The organism is Streptomyces radicis (genome assembly GCF_003626575.1).
Lineage (GTDB): Bacteria > Actinomycetota > Actinomycetes > Streptomycetales > Streptomycetaceae > Streptomyces > Streptomyces radicis.
Map to the genome: position 1 here is coordinate 89,006 of NZ_RBDY01000022.1, position 23,034 is coordinate 112,039.

Annotated in this window: 11 protein-coding genes, 1 tRNA gene and 1 pseudogene; 6 read left to right on the forward strand and 7 right to left on the reverse strand. The window is 74.0% G+C overall.

Features of this window, described 5'->3' with window-relative positions; genetic code table 11:
* Nucleotides 1–29 precede the first annotated feature (29 nt).
* The 6 genes from D7318_RS23565 to D7318_RS23590 all read right to left on the reverse strand — a co-directional run bounded on the left by D7318_RS23565 (nucleotide 30) and on the right by D7318_RS23590 (nucleotide 6,329).
* A complete protein-coding gene (locus D7318_RS23565) occupies nucleotides 30–683 on the reverse strand; it encodes an ABC transporter ATP-binding protein (RefSeq protein ID WP_120699193.1) in 654 nt (217 codons plus the stop codon).
* The gene (locus D7318_RS23570) at nucleotides 676–1,587 is read right to left on the reverse strand and encodes an ABC transporter ATP-binding protein (RefSeq protein ID WP_120699204.1); all 912 of its coding nucleotides are present in this window, start codon (nucleotides 1,585–1,587) and stop codon (nucleotides 676–678) included. Before D7318_RS23570 ends, D7318_RS23565 begins: the two co-directional genes overlap by 8 nt.
* A gap of 83 nt (nucleotides 1,588–1,670) precedes the next feature.
* Complete coding sequence (locus D7318_RS23575; protein WP_120699194.1) at nucleotides 1,671–2,567, reverse strand: ABC transporter permease; 897 nt, start codon at nucleotides 2,565–2,567, stop codon at nucleotides 1,671–1,673.
* 14 nt (nucleotides 2,568–2,581) lie between these two features.
* The gene (locus tag D7318_RS23580; RefSeq protein ID WP_120699205.1) at nucleotides 2,582–3,553 is read right to left on the reverse strand and encodes an ABC transporter permease; all 972 of its coding nucleotides are present in this window, start codon (nucleotides 3,551–3,553) and stop codon (nucleotides 2,582–2,584) included.
* 65 nt (nucleotides 3,554–3,618) lie between these two features.
* Nucleotides 3,619–5,229, reverse strand: a complete 1,611-nt coding sequence (locus tag D7318_RS23585) for an ABC transporter substrate-binding protein (protein ID WP_120699195.1) — start codon at nucleotides 5,227–5,229, stop codon at nucleotides 3,619–3,621.
* Nucleotides 5,230–5,354: 125 nt separating this feature from the next.
* Nucleotides 5,355–6,329, reverse strand: a complete 975-nt coding sequence (locus D7318_RS23590; protein WP_120699196.1) for an acetylxylan esterase — start codon at nucleotides 6,327–6,329, stop codon at nucleotides 5,355–5,357.
* A gap of 138 nt (nucleotides 6,330–6,467) precedes the next feature.
* On the opposite strand from D7318_RS23590, the gene D7318_RS23595 reads away from it, so the two are divergent.
* From D7318_RS23595 to D7318_RS23615, 5 genes are all read left to right on the forward strand, one after another.
* The gene (locus tag D7318_RS23595) at nucleotides 6,468–7,895 is read left to right on the forward strand and encodes a lipase maturation factor family protein (protein WP_120699206.1); all 1,428 of its coding nucleotides are present in this window, start codon (nucleotides 6,468–6,470) and stop codon (nucleotides 7,893–7,895) included.
* Between the two features lie 73 nt (nucleotides 7,896–7,968).
* A tRNA-Pro gene (locus D7318_RS23600) sits at nucleotides 7,969–8,042 on the forward strand.
* A gap of 337 nt (nucleotides 8,043–8,379) precedes the next feature.
* Nucleotides 8,380–9,666 (forward strand): MFS transporter, encoded by a 1,287-nt coding sequence (locus D7318_RS23605; protein ID WP_120699197.1) that lies wholly within the window; start codon nucleotides 8,380–8,382, stop codon nucleotides 9,664–9,666.
* Complete coding sequence (locus tag D7318_RS23610) at nucleotides 9,666–13,010, forward strand: type I polyketide synthase (protein ID WP_120699198.1); 3,345 nt, start codon at nucleotides 9,666–9,668, stop codon at nucleotides 13,008–13,010. Before D7318_RS23605 ends, D7318_RS23610 begins: the two co-directional genes overlap by 1 nt.
* A complete protein-coding gene (locus tag D7318_RS23615; protein WP_120699199.1) occupies nucleotides 13,007–20,263 on the forward strand; it encodes a non-ribosomal peptide synthetase in 7,257 nt (2,418 codons plus the stop codon). Before D7318_RS23610 ends, D7318_RS23615 begins: the two co-directional genes overlap by 4 nt.
* 90 nt (nucleotides 20,264–20,353) lie before the next feature.
* On the opposite strand, the gene D7318_RS23620 is transcribed toward D7318_RS23615, so the two are convergent.
* Complete coding sequence (locus D7318_RS23620) at nucleotides 20,354–22,612, reverse strand: exo-rhamnogalacturonan lyase family protein (RefSeq protein ID WP_220729768.1); 2,259 nt, start codon at nucleotides 22,610–22,612, stop codon at nucleotides 20,354–20,356.
* On the opposite strand from D7318_RS23620, the pseudogene D7318_RS23625 reads away from it, so the two are divergent.
* Nucleotides 22,517–22,909: pseudogene (locus D7318_RS23625) on the forward strand (transposase); the annotation flags it as partial. The gene D7318_RS23620 and the pseudogene D7318_RS23625 sit on opposite strands and share 96 nt — an antisense overlap.
* Nucleotides 22,910–23,034 lie beyond the last annotated feature (125 nt).

Consider the following 23,034-nt stretch of genomic DNA (forward strand, 5'->3'; position numbering starts at 1 on the left):
GGTCACCGTAGCCAGCGGCGCGGCGCGGGTCACCGCCCGGTCGGGAAGTCGAGCACCCGGTCGCACCAGCGCCGCAGCAGGACCCGGTCGTGGCCGACGGCGAGCAGGGCGGCGCCGTGCTCGCGGCGGTACTCCTCGACGACGGCGGCGAGCGCGGCGGTGGTCGAGGCGTCCAGCATCGCGGTCATCTCGTCGCAGATCAGCAGGCCGGGGCGCAGCAGCAACGCCCGTGCCAGGCAGGCCCGTTGCAGCTGTCCGTCGCTCACCTCGTGGGGGCGGCGGCCGAGCAGCGCGGGGGTGAGGCCGATGTCGTCGGCCAGCCGGGCGGCGCGGTCGGCGAGCTCCGCGCCGCGCCCGGTGGCGCGGGCGGGCTCGGCGATCAGGTCGCCCAGCGTCAGCCGGGGGTCGGCGGCGAGCCTGGGCTGCTGGAACACCACGCCCACCCGCGTCCGTTCGGCGCGGGGCGCGCGGAAGCGGAAGCCGGTGACGGGCTCGCCCGCCAGGCGGACGGTCCCGGCCCAGGGGCGGTGCAGCAGGGCCGCCACCCGGGCGAGGGTGGACTTGCCGCAGCCGCTCGGGCCGAGCAGCCCGACGGCCTCGCCTTCGCCGACGGCGAGGGAGAGATCGGCGACGACGGGGACGCCGCGGTCGTAGCCCGCGGTGACGCGGTCGAGCTCAAGCATCGGCGGCCTCCCGCGCGTGGTGGCAGGCGACGCCGTCGGCGAGGGCGGGCAGGCTGGCGCACCGTTCGGTCGCGCGGTCGCAGCGGGGGGCGAACGCGCACCCGTCGGGCAGGGCGTCCAGCTCGGGCGGCAGCCCGGGGATGGGGGTGAAGGAGCGTTCGGGGAGGGCGTCGAGCAGGCCCGCGGCATAGGGGTGGCGGGGGCCGGGGTGGCCGAAGAAGGCGTCGGCGGCGGCGAGTTCGACGACGCGGCCCGCGTACATCACGGCGACCCGGTCGGCGACGCGCTCGGCGGCGGCCAGGTCGTGGGTGATGACCAGCAGGCCATGGCCCTCGTCGGCGTGGCGGCGCAGCTCGCCGACCGTGCGGTCCACCAGGTCGCGGTCGAGTCCGGTGGTGGGCTCGTCGGCGATGAGCAGGGGCGCGTCGGCGACCAGCGCGAGCGCGGTGGCGGCGCGCTGGGCGAGGCCGCCGGAGAGCTGGTGCGGGTGGCGGTCGAGGTGGTCGGCGGGGAACGCGGCCCGCGCGGCGGCGGCCTCGGCGGCGGCGCGCAGCTCCCGGCGCGGGGTGCCGCGCAGGGCGCGCACGGTCTCCGCCAGGTGGGAGCGGACGGTGCGCACCGGCGTGAGGTGGGCGGCGGGGCTCTGCGGGATGAGCCCGGCGCGGCGGCCCCGAACGGTGCGCGCCAGCGTGGCCTCATCGGCGGTCAGCAGGTCGAGCGGCCCCTCCCCGGTGTCGATCAGCGCGGCGCCCCTGGTGCGGGCGTTGCCCGGCAGCAGGCCGAGCAGCGCGGAGGCGAGGACGGACTTGCCGCAGCCGCTCTCGCCCACCAGGGCCAGGCACTCGCCGGGGCGCAGGTCGAAGGAGACGTCGGTGACGGCGGCGACGGGGCGCCCGCCCGGCATGAGGAACCGCACGGACAACTCCCGTACGGACAGCAGGGGTCGGCCCTGCGGCGGGTCCTCCCGCGGTTGGCTGGGCGTCCGGCTCACAGGACCAGCTCCGATCGACGGCGGGGGTTGATGCGTTCGCGCCAGGCTCCGGCGAGTCCGGCGATGGCGAGGGTGGGGACGACGATGAGGAGGCCGGGGAAGAGCGTGGGCCACCACTCGCCGGTCACCAGGGAGCCGCGGGCGCCGTTGATCATCGTGCCCAGGCTGGCCTCGTGGGCCGGGATGCCGAGGCCGAGGTACGACAGCGCCGACTCGTGCCAGATGGCGTGCGGCACCATGAGCACGGCGGCGAGACCGGCCTGCGGCAGCACGGCGGGGACCAGGTGGCGCACCGCGACGCGCAGCCGTGAGGCGCCGCCGGATATGGCCGCGTCGACGAACGGGCGTGAGCGCAGCGACAGCACCTCGGCGCGGACGATGCGCGCGGTGGAGACCCAGTGGGTCAGCCCGACGGAGGCGATCACCGGCCACACGCCGGGCCGGAACATCGCCACGATGAAGATCCCCATCAGCAGGTGCGGCACGGCGGTGAACGTGTCGACGAGCCGCATGACGAGGCGGTCGAACCTCCCGCCCACCGCCCCTGCGGCGCAGCCGACCAGCAGGCCGATGCCGCTGGCGGCCAGCGCCGCGACCAGCCCGACGACGAGGGACACGCGCAGGCCGTAGACGCTGCGCAGCAGCACGTCGCGGCCGACCTCGTCGGTGCCGAACGGGTGGGCGCCGGACGGGGGTTCGAGCTTGGCGGTCAGGTCGACGGCCTGCTGGTCGAGCGGGAAGAGCGGCGGGACCAGGAGCACGGCGAGCGCGGCGAGGGCGACGAGCGCCGCGGAGAACGCCACGCGCGCGGCGCGCGTGGAGCGGCGGACCCGGCGCGGGGCGTGCCAGGGCCCGGCTTCGACGGCTGTGGGAGGGGCGGCGGGCTGGTTCATGGGCGTTTCCGCGGTCACATCTCGTCGTGGTCGACCCGGGGGTCGGCGAGTCCGTAGAGGAGGTCGGCGATGAGGTTGCCCGCGAGGACCGCGAGCGCGGAGAGCACGGTCAGCGCGGCGAGCAGCGGGAAGTCGGTCGCGGTCGCGGCGCGGACGGTCGCGGAGGCGATGCCGGGCCAGCTGAAGACGGTCTCGACCAGCAGGGCTCCGGTGATCAGCTCGGGGACGCGGGTGCCGATCAGGGTGAGGACCGGCAGCAGCCCCGAGCGCAGGGCGTGGCCGATGAGCACGGTGCGCTCGCTCAGGCCGCGGGCGCGCGCGCCGCGCACGGGGTCCTCGCCGAGCGCGTCGAGCACGCCCTGGCGCGTGTAGAGCACGAACCACGGCAGCTGCGAGACCGCGAGCACGGCGGCGGGCAGGGTGAGGTGGCGGACCAGGGAGCCCGCGTCGACGGCGGATCCGCCGCCGCTCCCGGTGAGCCCGCCGGCGGGCAGCACGTCGAGCCGCAGCGCGAACAGCCAGATGGCCAGGAGCGCGAGCCAGAACGGCGGCGCGGCCTGGAGCGTGTAGCTGAGCGCGGTGACGACGCGGTCGAACGCGCCGCCCGCCCGGCGCGCGGCGAGCACCCCGAGCGAGGTGCCGAGCAGCACGGCCACCACGAAGGCGACCGAGCACAACAGCAGGCTCCAGCCGACGCGTTCGCCGATGACCTGGCCGACCGGCTGGCGCAGGGCGAGCGACTGGCCGAGGTCTCCGGCGGCGGCCGAGCGCAGCCACGTCCACCACTGCTCGACAAAGGTGCCGTCGGCGCTGAGGTTCCGCCGCAGCGCGTCGAGCGTTTCCTGGGAGGTCCCCGCGCCGCCGTCGCCGATGTACCGGCGCACCGGGTCGAACGGCGAGGCCGCGGCCACCGCGAACATCCCGAGGGTGACCAGCGCGAGCACCGGCACGGCGGCAAGCAGCCGCCGCCCCACGAGCCTGGCCATGGCGGCCCAGGGCAGCCGGGCGGCGCGGCGGGCGCGGTCCGTGTGAACGTCGGGGGCGGTCGCGGTCACGGCCGGGCTCGCCAGTCCTCGACGTTCCACCAGGGGCCATGGCCAAGACCGTGGTCGTGCGGCTCGATCTGGGTGCTGACGCCGTCCCAGCGGTCGGCCATCACATAGACGTGGTCGATGTGGGTGAGGAAGGTGTAGCCGGGGTCGTCGGCCAGCTCGCGCTGCACGGCGTCGTACGCGGCCTCGCGCTCGGCCTGGTCGGCGGCGCGCCTGCCGTTCTCCAACTCCTCGTCGACGGCCGGGTTCCGGTAGTGGCCCATGTTGTTGTAGCCGTCGCCCGCGAGGGAGGAGTGCAGCAGGGTGTAGAGGTCGAAGTCGGGGTCGGCCGGGCTGCCACCGCCGGAGAGGACGGCGTCCTCGGCCATGCGCTCGTCGATGACCTCCCAGGGCCCCGACTCGACGGTGATGTCGACGCCGATCTCCTCGGCGTCGCCCGCGTAGGCCAGGGCGTGCTCCTGCCTGAGCCGGTCGCCCGCCGGGTACCACAGGGTGAACGAGGCGCGTTGGCCGTCCTTGGCCCTGACGCCGTCGTCGCCGGGCGCCCAGCCCGCCGCGTCGAGCAGCTCGGCGGCCCCCTCGGGGTCGTGGGCGCGTTCGGTGCCCTCGGCGAACCACGGGCTGACCGTGGGGATCGGGCCATGGGCGACGTGTCCCGCGCCCTGGAGGATCGAATCGACCATCAGCTCGCGGTCGGCGGCGAGGTCGAGGGCGCGGCGGATGTCGCGGTCGCCGGTGACGGGGTGGTCGGACGGCAGGGTGACGGCGCGGAAGTCGGCGCTCTCGGCGTGGTGGGTCACCAGGCCGTCCTCGCCCTCGAACGTGGCGGCAAGGTTGGGCGGCAGGACGGCGGCGTCCAGGTCGCCCGAGCGCAGCCGGGTGGCACGCACGTCGTCGTCGGGGATGACGGCCATGGTCAGCCGCCGCACCTCGGGCTCGCCGCCCCAGTGGTCGGGGTTGGCCTCGAGGGTGATGCGCTCGCCGCGGGTCCAGCCGGTGACGACATAGGGGCCCGTGCCGATCGGCTCGGTGTTGTAAGGGCCCGTGTTGACGTCCTGGCCGCCCGCCGCCTCGGCCGACGCGATCGGCAGGACGGTGCGGTCGGCGAACGGGGCGTAGGGGTGGGAGAGGGTGAAGACGACGGTGTGGTCGCCCTCGGCGGTGACGCTCTCGACGGCGTCGAGGTCGCCCTTGGCGGCGTTGTTGGTGCCGTCGTCGAGGATCGTCTCGTAGGTGAAGACGACGTCCCGCGCGGTGAACGGGCTCCCGTCGCTGAACTCCACGTCGTCGCGGAGGCCGAACGTGTAGGTGAGCCCGTCGTCGCTGACCTCGGGCAGCGCGGTGGCGAGCGCGGGCCGGAGCTCCAGGTCCTCGTCGTGCCTGAGCAGCCCGTCGAAGATCTTGGAGTTGCCGTCCTTGCCGTAGCCGAGCAACGGGCTGAGGGTGTCGGGCTCGTTGGCGATGCCGATGACGAGGGAGTCGCCCTCGCCACCGCCGCCTTCTCCCCCGCCGTCTCCCCGGCCGTCCTCACTGGGCGCGGAGCAGGCGGCGGCCAGCAGCGTGGCCACCGCCGCCGCCGCGATCCCTGTCCTCGACGTCCGGCCCTTCATGGCACACCCCTGATGAATATAAGACGTTATTGCGAACTAGACGCAATTAAACATCAAGGGTGATGGCCGCTGTCCAGGGCTCCCGGGTGGCGCACAGGCGAACGCCTGGTGCCGCCAGGGCGCGGCTACCCGGCGAGCCCCCGTGCCGCCAGCCACTCCAGGTGCCTGACCGGCTGGGTGCCCCGGCCACCGGCGTGGTCGCCGAACTCCCAGATGGTCAGGGCCTTCTCGCCCGCGTAGCGGTTGTACGCCGCGAACACCGTGGAGGGCGGGCACACCGGGTCCATGAGCGCCACGCTCACGTGCGCGGGGGCGGTCGCCCTGGCGGCGAAGTGCTGCCCGTCGAAGTAGTTCAACGTCGCGAACACCCCGGCCGGGTCCGCCCTCTTGTGGCTCCCCAGGTACTGCACGAGCTCGAGGTAGGGGCCCTCCCCCGCCGTGTCGGCGCCCCGCCGGAAGTCGCACAGGAACGGCACGTCGGCCGCCACCGCGGCCACCGCGTCCCCCGCGAGCCCGGCCACGGCGAGCGACAGGCCGCCGCCCTGGCTGCCACCCGCGACGATCACCCGCGCCGGATCGACCGCCGGGTGCTCACGTATGGCGTCAACGGCCCGCACACAGTCGGTGATGAGGCGGCGATAGTAGTGATCACGCGGGTCGTCGATCCCCCGGGTCATGAAGCCGCGCACCCACTGCGAGGTCGGCACCGGGTCGGGGTCGGGGGTGTCATGGCCCTGGCCCCTGCTGTCCACCACGAGATGCGCGTAGCCCGCCGCGCTCCACAGCAGGTGCTCGGTGGGCAGACCGCGCCCGCCGCTGTACCCCTGGTACGTCACCACGGCGGGCAGCGGGCGTTCGACGCCGCGCGGCAGCAGCAGCCAGGCGGCGACGGGCTGGGCGCCCCAGCCCGGGAACCGCACGTCGAAGACCTCGACGGTCGCCAGCCTGCTGTCGGTCACGGGGCGGTAGGTGGCGGGCTCCGCGCCCGCGGCGCGCGCGGTGCCGAGCGTCTCGGCCCAGAACGCGTCGAAGTCCTCGGGCGCGGCCACGCCCGAGTCGTACTCCCGCAGGGCGCGCAGCGGCATGTCGGTCAGGGGCACGGGGCCTCTCCTCACGGTTCGGGGGCGACCCTCGGCAGCCCGGCAAGCGTTTTCCGCCGGAGAAGCTACGTGGCGCCGCGCGCCAGGTCAACGGGCGTTGCCGCGCCCCCGAGCCCCGCGGTGGTAGGCATGGGGACCATGGACTGGATCGCCGCCCCCGACGCCTGGCTGAGCCGTCTGGTGCTGCAACGCGGCCTCGCCGTCGTCTACCTGGTGGCCTTTCTCGCGGCCCTGCGGGAGTTCCGCGCGCTGGCCGGGGAGCGCGGCCTCACGCCCGCCCCGGCGTTCGTGCGCGCCGTGCCGTTCCGCCACGCGCCCAGCGTCTTCCAATGGCGTTACTCCGACCGGCTGTTCACCGCCGTCGCGGGGCTGGGCGCCGCGCTGGCCGCCGCGGTGGCGGGCGGCGCCGCCGACGCCGTTCCGCTGCCCGTGTCGATGGCGCTGTGGGCGGTGCTGTGGGCGCTCTATCTGTCCATCGTCAACATCGGCCAGACCTGGTACGGCTTCGGCTGGGAGTCGCTGCTGCTCGAGGCGGGCTTCCTGGCGATCTTCCTCGGCAACGACACGATCGCCCCGCCGACCGTCGGCCTCTACCTGATGATCTGGCTGGTCTTCCGCGTCGAGTTGGGCGCGGGCCTGATCAAGTGGCGCGGCGACCCGTGCTGGCGGAGGCTGACATGTCTCTACCACCACCACGAGACGCAGCCGATGCCGGGGCCGCTGAGCTGGTTCTTCCACCACCTGCCGCGCCCGCTGCACCGGGTGGAGGCCGCGGCGAACCACGTCGCGCAGCTGATCGTCCCGTTCGCGCTCTTCGCGCCGCAGCCCGTGGCGACCTGGGCGGCGGCCGTGGTGATGGTCACGCAGCTGTGGCTCGTCGCCTCGGGGAACTTCGCGTGGCTCAACTGGCTGACCATGATCCTCGCCGTCGCCGCCGTGGACGGCGCCCTGGCCGCCCGCCACCTCCCGCTGCCCGCCCCGCCCGCCGACCAGCCGGACGCGCCCGCGTGGTTCACGATCACGGTCCTGGCGGCCGCGGCGCTCGTGGCCGTGCTCAGCCACCGGCCCGTGCGGAACCTCCTCTCCCCGCGCCAGCAGATGAACCGCTCCTACAACAGCCTGCACCTGGTCAACACCTACGGCGCCTTCGGCAGCGTCACCCGCCAGCGGATGGAGATCGTGCTCGAGGGCACGGACGCCCCCGACCCCGACGAGGGCGCGCGATGGCGGGAGTACGCGTTCCACGGCAAGCCGGGGGACGTCGCACGGCTGCCCCGGCAGTTCGCGCCGTTCCATCTGCGCCTCGACTGGATGATGTGGTTCGCCGCGCTGGCGCCGCACCGCCCCCAGCCCTGGCTGCGCGCCCTGGTCCAACGCCTGCTCGCCGGCGACCGCGCCACCCTCCGCCTGCTGCGCGTGAACCCCTTCCCCGACCACCCGCCCACCCACGTCCGCGCCCGCCTGTACCGGTACCGCTTCACGACGTGGCGCGAGCGCCGGGAGACCGGCAGGTGGTGGCACCGCACCCCGGTCGGCGAGCACCTCCCCCCGACCCCCCGCCGCTGAGCGAGCACACCCCCGGATGCGGTATGGTTCATGTGCACGGAACGGGGGTCAAAGCCCCTGATCAGCCGGGCACCGGGACGTGGCGCAGTTTGGTAGCGCACTTGACTGGGGGTCAAGGGGTCGTGGGTTCAAATCCCGCCGTCCCGACACGGTGCGAGGCCCGCCAGCGGGGGAAGTTTCCCCCGCTGGCGGGCCTTTTCGTCATTCCGGCCCGCGCGCTTCCGGCTTCTCGCTTCGCGACCGCCCCCGGGGACCGGGCGGCCCCGGACTCCTCCACCCCTGTGCGCACCGCCGCAATCGTCGTTCGGCTGGTGTGAAGCCGACGGCGGGCGGGCAGTGCATGACGGAGTTGGCAGGTACACAAGGGGTGCGGTGAACTCCGCGGTGCGTAAGGGGCGTCGGGCGACCGGTCCGGCGTGATGGGTTCGGAGGGGGCGGCGGCGACCGGTGCGCACCTCCCCTGCCGTCCAGGGAAGGGTGGTGCATGAAGCACTTCCGGCTGCTTGTGCTCGGCAACGGCATATCCGCGTACGGCAGTTATCTCAACATGGTGGCGCTGAACGTCTTCGTCTACGACGTCACGGAGAGCGCGCTGGCCGCCGGGCTCTTCATGGCCGTGCGGCTGGGCACGAGCGTGGCGGCCGGTGTCGTCAGCGGGCGCCTCGTCTCGGCGTACGACCGCAAGCGGCTGATCGTCGGGGCCGACCTCTGCCAGGCCGTGGCGCTCCTGACGCTGACGCTGGCCCCCGAAGCGAGCCGGGTCGCCCTGCTGTACGGCCTGGCGGTGGTCACCGGGAGCTGCTCGACGCTCTCCCAGGTGGCCCTGCGCAGCAGCATCCCCGAGATCGTGGGGTTCGAGCACCGGGCGCGCGCCAACAGCTGGCTGGTCACGGGGCGTTCACTCGCCATGATCGCGGGCTTCTCATCGGCGGGCGTCGTGGTGGCACAGCTCGGCTACACGACGGCGTTCGTCCTGGACGCGGCGACGTTCCTGGTGTCCTCCTCGATCCTGCTGGCGCTGCCGATCCGCACGAAGTCCCTGGCCAAGGGGAGGGAGGGCGCCGGGGACGACCCGGACGGCGCCACGCGGTGGTCCGTCCGGCTGCTGCTGGCCACCGCGCCGGTGCTGATGGCGATGATCGCGCTGAGGGCCGTGGACGGCCTGGGGTCGTCCTCCCACAACGTGGCGCTGCCGGTCCACTCCAGCCTGCTCGACCCGGACCATCCGGCCACCTTCATCAGCCAGTTCTGGGCGACATGGGCGGCCGGGAACATCATCGCCCAGCAGGTGCTCACCCGTTGGACCACCAGGGGCGGGCGCGCCCTGGGCGAGCGGGCCTTCGCCATCGGCGCCTGCGTCATGTCCGCGGCGTTCATCGTCGTGTTCAGCGGGCTGCCCGTCGCGCCCACGCTCGTCGTGGCCCTCGTCGCCGGGGCGGCGGACGGCGTCACCGAGGTGGTCTACGTGTCCAGGCTCCAAGCCGTTCCCGACGAGCAGCGCGGACGCCTCTTCGGGCTCTCCGCCTCGGCCGAGAACGCCGGATTCGGGCTCGGGATGCTGGTCAGCGGTTCGCTGCTCGAGTCCTTCTCGCCGCTGACGGTGGTCGCCTCCCTGCACGGCCTCGCCATCGCCCTCTCGCTCGCCCTGCTGATCGTGCTGGTGGTGCGCCGGGTCCCCGACCGCCCGGGGGGACCGGGCCTCCCGGAGGAGAGGGAGAGACCGAGGCCGTCGGAGAAGGGTGACGGCGCCGTGCGGGAAGGGCACGGCTGATGGGCGGCGGCGACCCGCGGACGGACGACCCGCGGATAGCGGTGATCGGGACGGCGTTCCGGCTGCCGGGGGCCGACACCCCCGAGGACCTGTGGCGCGTCGTCCACGGCGGCGAGGACCGCTTCACCCGCTTCACGGACGCCGAGCTGCGCGCGGCCGGGGTGCCGGAGGAGCTGTACCGGCGCGACGACTTCGTCGGCGTCTCCGCGCTCCTCGACGACATCGCGGGCTTCGACGCCCGGCACTTCGGGATGAGCGCCCGAGAGGCCGCGCTGACCGACCCCCAGCAGCGGCTGTTCCTCGAGTGCGCCCAGCACGCCCTGGAGAACGCCGGATACCCCGACGAGCGGGACGGCAGCCGGATCGGGGTCTTCGCCAGCGCCGGATACCACCTGTACACCTTGCGGTCGTACCTGCTCGGAAACGTTCTGCCGAGCGAGACCGTCGCCGACTGGCTGGCCGGATTCCAGGTGCTGGTGGGCAACTTCACCGACTTCAACGCCACCAGGGTCGCCTACCGCCTCGATCTGACCGGTCCGGCCGTCAACGTGCAGACGGCGTGCTCGAGTTCGCTGGTGGGAGTGCAGCTGGCCGCCCAGTCGCTGCTCATGGGCGACTGCGACATCGCCCTCGCCGGCGCGGCGGCCGTCCATGTGCCGCAGGTCCTCGGCCACCACTACGTCAAGGGCTCGATCCTCTCGAAGTCCGGTCGGCTCAGGGCGTTCGACGCGGCCGCGGACGGAACCGTCGGGGGCACCGGCGTGGCCGCCGTGGTGCTGAAGCGGCTGAGCCGCGCGCTCGCGGACGGCGACACCGTGCACGGCGTCATCAGGGGGTGGGGCATCGGCAACGACGGCGCGGGCAAGAAGGCGTACTCCGCGCCCAGCGCGCGGGGGCAACGGATCGCGATCCGCAGGGCGTTGGACCACGCGGGGGTGACGGCCGACACGATCGGCTATCTCGAGACCCACGGCACCGGCACCCGCAAGGGCGACCCCATCGAGCTCGAGGGGGCCCGTGCCGCGTTCCGCGAGGACACCGACCGCAGCGGCTACTGCGCCCTGGGGGCCGTCAAGGCCAACATCGGCCACCTCGACGTGGCGTCGGGCGTGGCCGGGCTGATCAAGACGCTGCTGGTGCTCGAGCGCGGCGTCATCCCGCCGATCGCCGGCTTCGAGGAGCGCAATCCTCTGCTGGAGCTGGACGACAGCCCGTTCTACGTTCCCCGCTCGCCACGGGCGTGGCCCGAGGGAGGGACGCCCCGGCGGGCGGGGCTCACGTCGCTCGGGGTCGGCGGCACGAACGTGCATCTGGTCCTCGAGGCGGCGCCCGCGCCCCTGCCCCGCGCCGCCACGGCCGCCCCGCCCGATGTGCTCCTGGTCTCGGCGACCTGCCGGGAGGCGCTGGTCGCCAACGCCCGCTCGCTGCGGGACGTCCTGCGGGTGCGGAACGATCTGCCGCTGGCGGACCTGGTCACGACCGCCGCCCTCGGCCGTTCCCACGGCCGCCACCGGATCGCCGTGCGCGGCGGCACACCGGCGGCGCTCGCCGACGCGCTCGACGCCTGGCTCTCCGACCCCGACCCTCCTTCGGCGGCCGTACCGGAGGACGGGACCGCGAGGACGCTCTTCCAGTTCACCGGGCAGGGCGCCCTCCGCGCCGGAGCGGCGGCGGAGCTGTACGGGCGGTTCCCCGTGGTGCGTGAGGTGCTCGACGCCTGCGAGGAACAGCATCTCCTGATCACCGGCGAGCCCCTGCTGGCCGACCTGCTGGCGGGCGGGGCCGATCGTGCGCCCTGGCCCACCGAGACCGGTCAGCCGGCGCTCTTCGCCCTTCAGTGCGCCCTGGTCCGGCTGTGGGCGGAGGCGGGGATCACCCCGTCGGCCGTGACCGGGCACAGCGTCGGTGAGTATGCGGCGCTCCACGCGGCCGGGTCCCTCTCCCTCGCGGACGGCCTGCGACTCGTCACCCGCAGGGGGCGGTTGACGGCTGAGCTCTCTCCCCCCGGCGCCATGGTGGCGGTGGCGCTGGCCAGGGACGCCGCCCTCGAGCTCGCCGCGGGGGAGCCCGGCGTGGAGCTCGCCGCGACCAACGGCGCGGGCTCCCAGGTCCTCGCCGGGCCCGTGGCGGACGTGGACCGGATGTGCGCCCGGCTCGACGAGCTGGGACTGCCGCACGAACGCCTCGCGGTGGACCGGGCCTTCCACACCGCGCAGGTGGAGCCGATGCTCGACGCGTTCGGCACGGCGCTGGACGCCACGCCGTTCGCCCCGGTGCGCATCCCCTTCATCAGCGCCGTCGACGGCCTGACGCGCCCTCCCGGCTGGATCCCGGACCGGCACCACCTGGTGCGCCACGCGCGCGAGCCGGTGCGCTACGACGAGGCGCTGCGTTCCTGCGCGGGTCAACGGCCCGACGTGCTGCTCGAGATCGGGCCGCACGCCACGCTCAGCGCCCTGGCCCGCCGTGCCCTGGGCGACGTGCGGGCGGTCCCGTCCCTGCGCCGCGGCAGCGGCCGGGCCGCGCTCTACGACGCGGCGGTCGCGCTGCACCGCGCGGGCGCCGACGTCCGCTGGGAGGCGTTCCTCGCGGGCACCGGAGGGCGGCGCGTCCCCCTGCCCGGCTACCGCTTCCAGCACAGGCCCCACTGGATCGGCCCCCCACCCCGGCCCCCCGCTCCCCCGGCACCCCCCGTCCCGGCGAAAGAGGAACGCACCATGACCACGAACGGCACGAGAACGACGGACACCCCGAGGACCACACCGCTCGGGCGGACCGGACCGGCGGCGGAGGCGGGACCGGCGGCGAGGAACGGGCACGTCGACGGGCGCGCCGACGGGCACATACTGGACGGCGTCCTGCGGGTGCTCTCCCGGAGCCTGGGTGAGGACCCCGCCTCGGTGCCCGTGGACGCCTCGTTCTTCGATCTCGGCGCCGACTCCCTCCTCATGATCAATGTGCTCCGGGAGATCGAGCAGGACCACGGCGTCGGGGTGACGATGCGTGAGCTGTTCGACGAGACGGGCACCCCGCGCCTCCTGGCCGAGCTCATCGCCAGCAGGCTGCCCCAGGGCGCACCGCCGTCGGTCGCCACCGACCCGAGCCCCGCGGCCCCGCCCGTCGCCGACCCGCCCGTCACGGATCCGCCGCCCGCGCCGCCGACACCGCCCGCCGACGCCGCCGGATTCGCCACCCGGCAGGAGCTTCAGGACCTGGCCGTCCGCGTTCAGCAGTTGTCGCAGATCCAGCTCCAGATGCTGACCCAGCTGACCCAGCTCACCCAGCTGCTCGCCCTGCGGAACGCCGGGACCCCGGCCGGGCCCGACGAGGGGGTGGAGCGGTGACCGACCAGGAGAGCCTCACCCGCGCCCTTGACCGGGACCTGGCGGCCATGGCCGGGCTCACCCGGCGCATCACCGAGCAGCTGGACGCCGCGCGTCCCGCGCCCTCCACCGACCCCGAGGCCGAACGGCCCACGGCGCACGGCCCGCGGGTGGAGATCGCCCCGGGGAGCGGGATGGTCCGCGCCACCTCGCCCCGCACCCAGCGGGAGCACCTCGACGACCTCGTGCGCCGTTACACCTCGCGGACCGCCGCGTCCAAGCGGCTCGCGCAACGCCACCGGCGTCGGCTCGCCGACAGCAGGGCCGTGGTCGGCTTCCGCAGATCGACCAAGGAGATGCTCTATCCGGTGGCGGCCGAGCGGGCGGCCGGGGCCAGGATCGAGGACATCGACGGAAACGTCTACACCGACATCACCATGGGCTTCGGGGTGCTGCTCTTCGGCCACGATCCCGACTTCGTCAGGGAGGCCGTGAACGAGCACCTCTCCCGGGGCATCCGCCTCGGCCCCAGGAGCGTCGAGACCGGCGAGGCCGCCGAGCTGCTGGCCGAGCTGACCGGTCTCGAACGGGTGGCCTTCGCCAACTCCGGCACGGAGGCGAACGCGGCGGCGATCCGCCTCGCCCGCGCCGCCACGGGCCGCGACCGGATCGTCACCTTCCAGGGCGCCTACCACGGCCATGCCGACCAGGTGCTCGGCCGCGTCGCGGGCCGCGGTGCCGCGGCGCGAACGGTGCCCGTCTCCCGGGGCGTCCCGCACAGCGCCGTCGCCGAGCTGAGCGTGCTCAGCTATGGCAGTGAGGAGGCGCTGCACGCGATCGAACGGGACGCCGGGCGGATCGCCGCGGTCGTCGTCGAGCCGGTGCAGAGCCGCGATCCGTCGCTCAGGCCGGTGGAATTCGTGCGCCGCCTCCGTGATGTGACCAGCCGCCACGGCATCGTTCTGTTGTTCGACGAGATGCTGACCGGATTCCGGTCGGCCCTCAGGGGCGCCCAGGAGCTCTACGGCGTCACCCCCGACCTCGCCACCTACGGCAAGCTCATCGGCGGGGGGTTCCCGATCGGCGCGATCGCGGGCCGCGCCGACATCATGGACGGGGTCGACGGCGGGTACTGGACCTACGGCGACGACAGCGCCCCGCCCGTCGACACCACCTTCTTCGGCGGCACCTACCTTCAGCACCCGGTGTCGATGACGGCGGCCCGCGCCGTGCTCACGCGTCTCAAGGAGCAGGGCCCCGGGCTCCAGGAGCGGCTCAACGCCCGCACGACGGAGCTGGCCACCGGGCTCGACGCCTTCTTCGAGGCCGAGGAGTTCCCCCTGCGCATACGGTGGTTCGGCTCCCAGTTCCGCTTCGAGCACCACGCCGACATGGAGCTGCTCTACTACCACCTGATGCTGCGCGGGGTGCACGTCTGGGAATGGCGCAACTTCTTCCTGTCCACCGCGCACACGGACGGCGACATCGAGCACGTGGCCGAGGCCGTCCGGGGGTCGCTGAGGGAGCTCAGGGAGGCCGGATTCTTTCCCGCCCGAACGGCCCCCCGAACGGCCCCCGTCGCCCGAAGTACCCCCGGCCCGACGCCCACGCCCGCCGCCACGCCCAGCCCGACACCCGCGCCGACGCCCGCGCCGACGCCCGTGACCGGCACCGCGCGCCGCGCCGACTTCGGGCTCTACTTCTTCGGCGACTACCCCGAGGACGGCGACCGTCCCGACGAAGGGGCGGGCCCGAGGGAGGGACGTTACGAACTCCTCATGGAGGCCGCCAGGTTCGCGGACGCGCACGGCTTCGGGTCGCTGTGGATGCCCGAGCGCCACTTCAACTCGTTCGGCGGACTCTTCCCCAACCCCGTCGTGCTGGCCGCCGCCCTGGCCAGGGAGACCGAGCGCATCCGTCTCAACGCGGGCTCGGTGGTGCTCCCGCTGCACGACCCGGTCCGGGTGGCGGAGGAGTGGTCCATGGCGGACAACCTCTCCGGCGGACGGGTCGGCCTCGGCGTCGCCAGCGGCTGGAACGCCGATGACTTCGTCTTCTTCCCCGACCGATTCGGACGGCACAGACAGGAGATGTACGACCTGCTCGACCAGGTGCGGACCCTGTGGCGGGGCGACGCGCTGCGCCGCGCGACCGGGGACGGCGAGCGGGAGATCCGGCTCTTCCCGCGCCCCGTCCAGCAGGCACCGCCCCTCTACACGGCGGTGGTCGCCAACCCCGAGTCCTACGAGCTCGCCGCCCGGCATGACCTGGGGATCGTCACCAACCTGATGACCCAGGACATCGACCGGCTCAGGGACAACATCGCGCGCTACCGGAAGGCGAGGGCGCGGCACGGGCTCGATCCGGACGCCGGGCGGGTGGCCGTCCTGCTGCACACCTATCTGGGCGAGGACCACGAGACGGCCCGCGCCGAGGCGTTCGCGCCGATGGCCCGTTACATGCGGGCGTCCCTCGCCTTGTTCAGCGGCGTCGCCAACAGCCTGGGTCTCGGCACCGATCCGCGGTCCCTCGGCGAGGACGACCTGGAGGTGCTGTTCCGGCGGGCCTACGGCCGCTACTGCGACCAGCGCGCCCTGATCGGCGACGTGGACTCGGTCCTGCCGGTGGCGGACGCGGTGGCCGACGCGGGCGCCGACGAGATCGTCGCACTGGTCGACTTCGGTGTGACACCCGAGCAACTGCGCGCGGGACTGCCCCGGTTGGACGCCCTGCGGCGGCGGCACCGAAGCCGCCGCGCGCCCGAGCCGTCGTCGGCCGCGCCCCTGTCACCTGGCCAGGAACGGATCTGGTTCCTCGAGCGGCTGCTCCCCGGACGCACCGCCTACAACGAGGTGAAGGCGATCCGGCTGCGCGGCCCGCTCGACACCTGCGCGCTGCGGGCGGCACTGCGCCGACTCGTCGCCCGCCACGAAGGGCTGCGCACGGTCTTCCTGCCCGCGGGTGAGTCGGCCGTCCAGCGCGCGACCGACACGGGCGAGCCCGACTTCGACGTGGTGGACGGCTCGGGGCGCCCCGAGGCGGCCGTCCTCGACGTGCTGGCGGCGGAGAGCGCCCGTCGCTTCGACCTGGCGCGCGGCCCGCTGTTCGTCAGCCGCCTCGTGCGCACGGGAGCCGCCGAACACGTGCTGGTGATGTCCTTCCACCACATCGTCGTCGACGCGGCGTCCGCCGCCGTCCTCAGCCGGGACCTCTCCGCGCTCTACCGGGCTGAACGCGACGGCACGCGGGCCGAGCTGCCCGCCCTCACGTGGAGCTACGCCGACTACGCGCGGGAGCGGCGCGCGGCCGACGACGGCTCGGACACCGCGCGCGACCTGGCCCACTGGACGCGCACGCTCGGCGGTGACCTGCCGGTCCTCGCGCTGCCCACCGACCGCCCCAGGCCCGCGCGGATGACGTCGGAAGGCCGCGCGGCCTTCCACTTCCTCGACCCCGAGCTGTCCGAGCGGGTCAGGGAGGTGGGGCGGGGCCACCGCGCCACGCTGTTCATGACCCTGGTGGCCGGCTGGGCGGCGATGCTGCGGCGGGTCACGGGGCAGGAGGACGTGATCGTCGGCGTACCGGTGTCGGAGCGACCGCGGCGGGCGGATGACCTGGTCGGCTTCTTCGTCAACACCCTCGCGCTGCGGGTCGATCTCTCGGGCGATCCCGGGTTCGCGACGCTGCTCGGGCGGGTGCGCGGTGTCGCGCTCGACGCCTATGACCACGCGGGGACGCCGTTCGAGCGGGTGGTGCGGGCGCTGGCGCCGCCGCGCGGGACGGACCGGACCCCGGTCTTCCAGACGTGTGCGGAGTTCCAGTCGGAGGAGCCGTTCTGCTTCGACCTCCCCGACATCGAGGCCACCCCCCTGGACGCGGGCCCCGACAAGGCGCTGACCGATCTGACGGTCTACTTCACCGACCTGCCCGACGGGATCCGCTGTCATCTGGAGTACAACGCGGACCTGTTCGACCCTGGCACCGTCGACGGGTTCTTCGCGGTCTTCCGCGACGTGCTCGACGCCGCCACCGCCGCGCCCCTGACCCCGCTCTCCTCGCTCGCCCCCGCGGTGGCGGAGGGCGACGAGGTGCCGGAACGCTGGGAGCGGGGCCCGGTGCGCCAGGTCGCGGACACCACCGTCCACGCCTGGGTCGCGCGGCGGGCGGCGGAGCGGCCAGGGCACCCCGCCGTGGTGGCCGGGGGCGCCGTGCTGACGTACGGGGAGCTGGACGAGCGCGCCGAACGGCTCGCCGCCGCGCTCCTGGCGCACCACCCCGGGGGTGCCCCGGGTCAGGCGGTGGCGGTGTGGCTGCCCCGCTCGGCCGACCTGGTCGTGGCGTTGCTCGCGGTGTGGAAGGCGGGCTGTGCCTATGTGCCGCTCGACCCGTCCCTCGGCGCCGCCCGCGCCGCCCAGGTGATCGCCGAGAGCCGCGCCCGCGCGGTGATCAGCGACCTGGCCGAGGCCGAGGTGCTGCGGCTGCCCCCTTCGGTGGCCGTCGTCGGGCCGGACGCGGCCGCCCCCGGGGGAGGCGCGGGGGCGGCGTCCGACGCGAGCGGCGGGTCACCGGCCTGTGTCGTCTACACGTCGGGCAGCACCGGCGTTCCCAAGGGCGTCGTGCTCACACACCGGGGTCTGGTCGACCTCTGCGGGTGGCATCACGGGCGCTTCGCCTTCGGCGGCGGGGACCGGAGCGCGGCGGTGTGCGGCCAGGGCTTCGACGCGACCCTGCTGGAGATCTGGCCCGCGCTGACGGCGGGCGGCACGGTCGTGGTGGCCGACGAGGCGGTCCGCAAGGACCCGCTCGCGCTGGCCCGGTGGTACGCGGACCGGGACATCGCCTTCAGCATCCTGCCCACGGCGCTGGGCGAGCAGCTGCTCAGGCTGCCCGCGGCGGAGCAACCACCGTTGCGGCACCTGCTGTTGGGCGGGGAGCAGCTACGGGTGCGGCCCCGGCCCGAGGCCCCGTACGAGACGGTGAACATCTACGGTCCGACCGAGGTGACGGTGCTGTGCGTCGCGGGAACGGTGCCGCCGCCCCTGACCCACCGTTCCGCCGCGGGCGACGCCGATGACCTGATCGCGCTCGGCCGCCCGGTCGCCAACGTGCGGCTGCGCGTGGTGGACGAGTCGGACAAGCCCGTGCGCGTCGGCGCCGTGGGCGAGTTGCTGGTGTCGGGGCCCGGGGTGGCGGCGGGCTATCTGCACCGGCCCGACCTCACGGCGGAGCGGTTCATGAACGCGCCGGGGGACGGTCCCGATGGCCCTCACTACCGCACGGGCGACCTGGTGCGCTGGACCGCCGAAGGGCGGCTCGCGTTCGTGGGCCGCGCCGACGACCAGGTGAAGATCCGGGGATTCCGGGTGGAGCCGGAGGAGGTGGCCCAGACGCTGGGCCGCCTGGACGGGGTGCGCCGGGCGGCCGTCGTGGGCCGTCGCGGGGAGAGCGGCGAGACCGTACTCGACGCCCATGTGGTCCCCATAGCGCCCGTCGGCGACGACGCGCGGCAACAGCGGGCCCTGGCGGCCCGGCTGGCCCGCGAACTGAGCGACCGGCTGCCCGAGTACATGGTGCCGCGCGCCTGGAGCGTCCTCGGCGAGCTTCCGCTGACGGCCAACGGCAAGCTGGACCGGGCGCGGCTCCCACGGGCCGGTCTCAGGGTCGCGCCGGACGAGGCCGCTGCCACGGGAGCCGCTGCCACCGAGGCCGCTGCCGCCTCCGCGCGGGGCGCTCGGCTGCGCGAGCTGTGGGCGGCCGAGCTCGATCTCGCCCCCCGGGATGTCGACCCCGACGCCTCCCTCTTCCATCTGGGCGGGCACTCGATCACCGCGATGAGGCTGGTGAATCGTTTCCGCGAGGAGTGGGGCGTCGAGTATCCGCTCTCGCGGCTGTACCAGGAGCCCACGCTCAGGGCGGTGACGGAGTATCTGACCGGCGCCGGGTCGGGGAGCGCCGGGTCGGTGAACGTGGTGCGCCGGGGCCCGGCCACCGAGCAGCAGACCCGCTTCGCGTCCCTGCACCTCCGGCACGCCGAGCCCCAGGTCTTCAACGTGGCCCTGCGGATCACCTTCTCCGGCGGTCTCGACACCGAGGCCCTCGGCACCGCGCTTCGCGAGCTGACGGCGCGCCATGAGTCGTTGCGCACCCGCCTGGTGAGGGAGGACACCGGCTCGTGGCGGCAGGAGGTCCTGGAGCCCCGCCCCGTCGACCTGCCCGTCGACGACCTCACCTCGCTGCCGGAGGCGGAGCGGGCGGCGCGGGTGGACCGACTCGCCCTGGAGGCGGCGGACAGGCCGCTCGACCCGTTCGAGGGGGACGTTCTCGCCCTCCGCCTGCTGCGCGTGGCCGCCGACACGTGGGTGCTGCTGCTGGTGACGCACCACTGCACGTGCGACGGGTGGGCCCTGACGGTGCTGCTGAAGGAGCTCTCCGCGCTCTACCGCGCGGCGGTCGACGGGACGGACCACGGGCTGCCGTCCGAGCCTCCGCAACAGGTGGAGTACGCGCGCTGGCAGGCCGAGCACGCGAGGGCGACGGGTCCGCGCCGAACGGACCACTGGCTCGAGGAGTTGGCGGACGCGCCCTTCACGGCCGACCTGCCCGTCGACCGGCCCAGGCCTGAGGCGCTGAGCGGCCGGGGCGGGGTCGTCGCGTTCACCGTGCCCGCCGAGGTCCGCTCGGCGGTGGAACGGCTGGCCGTCCGACGGGCGACCACGCCCTTCGTGGTGACCGCGGCGGCGCTCGGCCGGATGCTCGCCGAGAAGGCGGAGCAGGCGGACGTGCTGCTGAACATCTCGTACGCGGGCAGGGAGAGCCGCGCGTTCGAGTCGCTGGTGGGCTGCACGGCCACCGGCTTCGCGCTGCGGGTGCGCGACGCCCGCGCGGGTTCGTTCGCCGGGCTGACCGACCGGGTCGCCCGCTCGGTCGTGGCGGGGATGGAGCACGCCATGCCGCCGCGCCAGGTGGCCCCCGCCATGCGGGAACGCAGGGGCGTGAACATGCCGGACGCCCTGCCGTTCGGCCTCGCCTACGAGAGCTCGCTCGACACCGGGATCGACCTGCCGGGGGTGACCACCGTGGTCGAGGACATCGCCCCGGCCGCGTCAAGGGCGGAGTTCATCATGGTGCTCACCCCGGCCGGGGACACCCTGACGGGCGCCGTGGAGTACTCGGCCGACCTGTGGGACCGGGAGACGATCGAGGCGTGGGCCGACGAGTATGTGGGGCTCCTGAGGGACGGCGCCGGGGAGGAGCCAGGCGAGGAGCCCGGCTGAGGCGCGGACGACCGGGCGGGCCCGGACGAACAGCTGGCGCCTGGGGACCTCCCCCGCGGTCGGGGGCGCGCTGCCGGGGGGCGCGCGCCGTCAGATGTGGTCGCCGACGAGCGCAAGGCACTGGATGACGGCGAGGCCGTACTGGGCGCTGGCGTTGGTGGAGAGCCGGGCCTCGTTGACGGGGTTGAGCACAGCGGTCCCCTCGACGCGCTCGGCCGTGAAGGGGTGGTTCTCGGGGTAGCCCGCGTGGCCGGTGCGCAGCTCCTGCCAGGCGCGGGCGGCGAGCGCGTCGTCGTCGAGCCGCACGGCCGCGTAGGCGATGGCCCGTGAGTACGCCTGGCGCAGGTTGAGGCTGCCCCATGACGATCCGGTCTCCTCGCGCTGCTGGTCCGCGGTGGAGTTGTAGAGGCGGCAGAACCTGATCCACTGGGCGTGGACCTGCTCGTCGTCGATCAGCTGGAGCAGCTCGGTCATCAGCTCCATGAGCCCGAACACCGAGCTGAGGCTGCCGATGCTGACGCTCGGCTCGGACGGGCCGGTGAAGCGGCCGTTCTCCAGGTTGTAGGTGACATTGCCGCCCTGGGCCCACGCGTTGGGCAGCGCGGCGATGGTGGTGGCGCCGTTGATCAGCTTGGTGTGGGCGATCTCGTCGCCGCCTCGCTCCCACTCCGTCAGCCAGGCCAGGGCCAGCGCGCCCCAGTCGGTGCTCTTGCCGAGGGGGAGCGCCGCGGGATCCGGGTCGAACGGCTCGTCGGCCAGCTTGCGCCCCGGGTCGAGCACCAGGAACGACCGGTCGGCGTCGATGAGTTCGTGGAGCACGTCGCCGACCCGCTCGTCGGCGGTGAGGAAGTAGTAGAAGCGCCGGTATCCCGCGTTGCTGATCCGCACCTGCTTGGCGCTGTCGCCCCAGTGCTGCACGCCGTGGTGCGTGCCGAGGCCCTTCCACTCGCCCAGGTGGTACATGTCCACCTCGCCGGTGTGGCGCGTCATGGCCTCGGCGAAGCGGAACGCCGTCGCGTCCCCGGTGCGCAGGTAGTGGTACCACAGCCACAGGTCCGTGGACAGCTCGGAGTTGTCCCACGCGTAGCCGCCGACGTCGTAGGGCCACCTGTGGCGGGTGCCGTCGTAGTCGTGCATGACGTCGCCGTAGTCCCAGAAGCCGTACCAGGAACGCTGGTCGACCTCCTCGACATAGTGGCTGTGCATGAACGCGAGGTTGTCCTCGAGCCGCTCCTTCGCCGCGTCGGAGCGGTCCACCGGGGCCCAGGAGCCGAACACCCCGGCGCTGTGGTGGTGTTCCGGGCCGCTCGCCAGGAGCGGCGGGGCGGCGACGGCGTCGGCGAGCGCGGAGAAGCGCTCGGCCGTGGGGGTCGCCTCAAGAGCCCAGAAGGCCAGCTCCGTCGTCCGCACCACCCCGTAGGGGGTCCCGAACTCCGGCTCGTAGTCCTCGTAGGTGATCTCAAGGCCCTCCAGCTGCTCCTCGAACGTGTCCTGGCCCAGGCCGTCGTGGTAGAAGCGCAGGTCCATCGACCCGGCGCGCGGGGACCACATCCACACCGTCGCCTGCGCGGTGTCCGTGGCGGCCCCGGTGATCTCGAGCTCGGTGGGGTGCAGCTGCCAGAAGTTCCGCATGCCGAACGCGAGTCCCCCGCTGGGCGACCCCACATAGGCGAGCCCTCGCGCGCGCCGCCCGCCGTCGGCGCGCGGCCAAGAGTGTCCGCGCTCGGTCCGCTTGTGGATCTCGAAGCCCTGCGCGTTCAGCTGGTGCAGGCTGTAGTCGCCGAACGACGGTATGTACGCCAGGCGCGTGGTGACCCGCTGGTCCCAGGTGCTGGGGTCCGGCGTCGCCTGCCCCGCGCGCTGGGCCGCGCGCACGGCCTCGCCCGGGTCACGGCGCAGCCCGCTCAGGCCGCGCACGGCCTCGGCCAGCACGCCCTCGCCCTGCCCGGCGAACCGGATGTGCCGGTCGTAGGGCTCGTCGCGCATCGGAACGTCGAACCGCACGCCGAGGCCGTTGACGAAGTCCCGCTCCGTGTCGCCGTCGTAGACGAACGTGTGCACCATGCGGACCGCGTCGGAGCCCGCGTAGAGGTAGAAGCGGACCGTGAAGGGCAGCCACGCGCGGCGGTCCTTCCTGTGCTTGCCCTCGACCTTGACGACGGCGCGCACCGGGCCCTCCTGCTCGACCGTGACCTCGTCGATCGAGCTGGTGAACCACTGGGTGCTGACCCTGTCGGGGCGATCGGTGCTCGCGGCGTCCTGGTCCTGGCGCCCTCCGAGAAGCAGGACGCTGCCGCGACCTGGAAGAAGACGTTCGGCCACCACCCGCTGACGGGGTTCGTCGACCACGGCCGCGGCGGGTCCGGCGAGCCGGTCGTGGGCCTGCTGCGGCCCGGCAACGCCGGCTCCAACACCGCCGCCGACCACACCGGGGCCACCAGACTGGCTCTGGCCCAGCTGCCGAAGCGGCTGCGGCGCGGACGGCAGACGCTGATCCGCACCGACTCCGGCGGCGGCACCCACGAGTTCGTCGCCTGACTCGCCCAGCGTGGAAGGTGGCTGTCGTACTCGGTCGGCATGACCATCACCGACGCCATCCACCAGGCCGTCCTAAAGGTCCCGGCCTCAGCCTGGACACCGGCCGTGAGCGTTTTCCAACCTGGCTGGTGCGGGCCGGCGTTGGGGTGGGGGTGGGGTCCGGACAGAGGTGAAGCTCCTGGTAGATGAGTTCACGACCAAGATCACTCGCTCGACCAGGAGCTTCGTCGTGC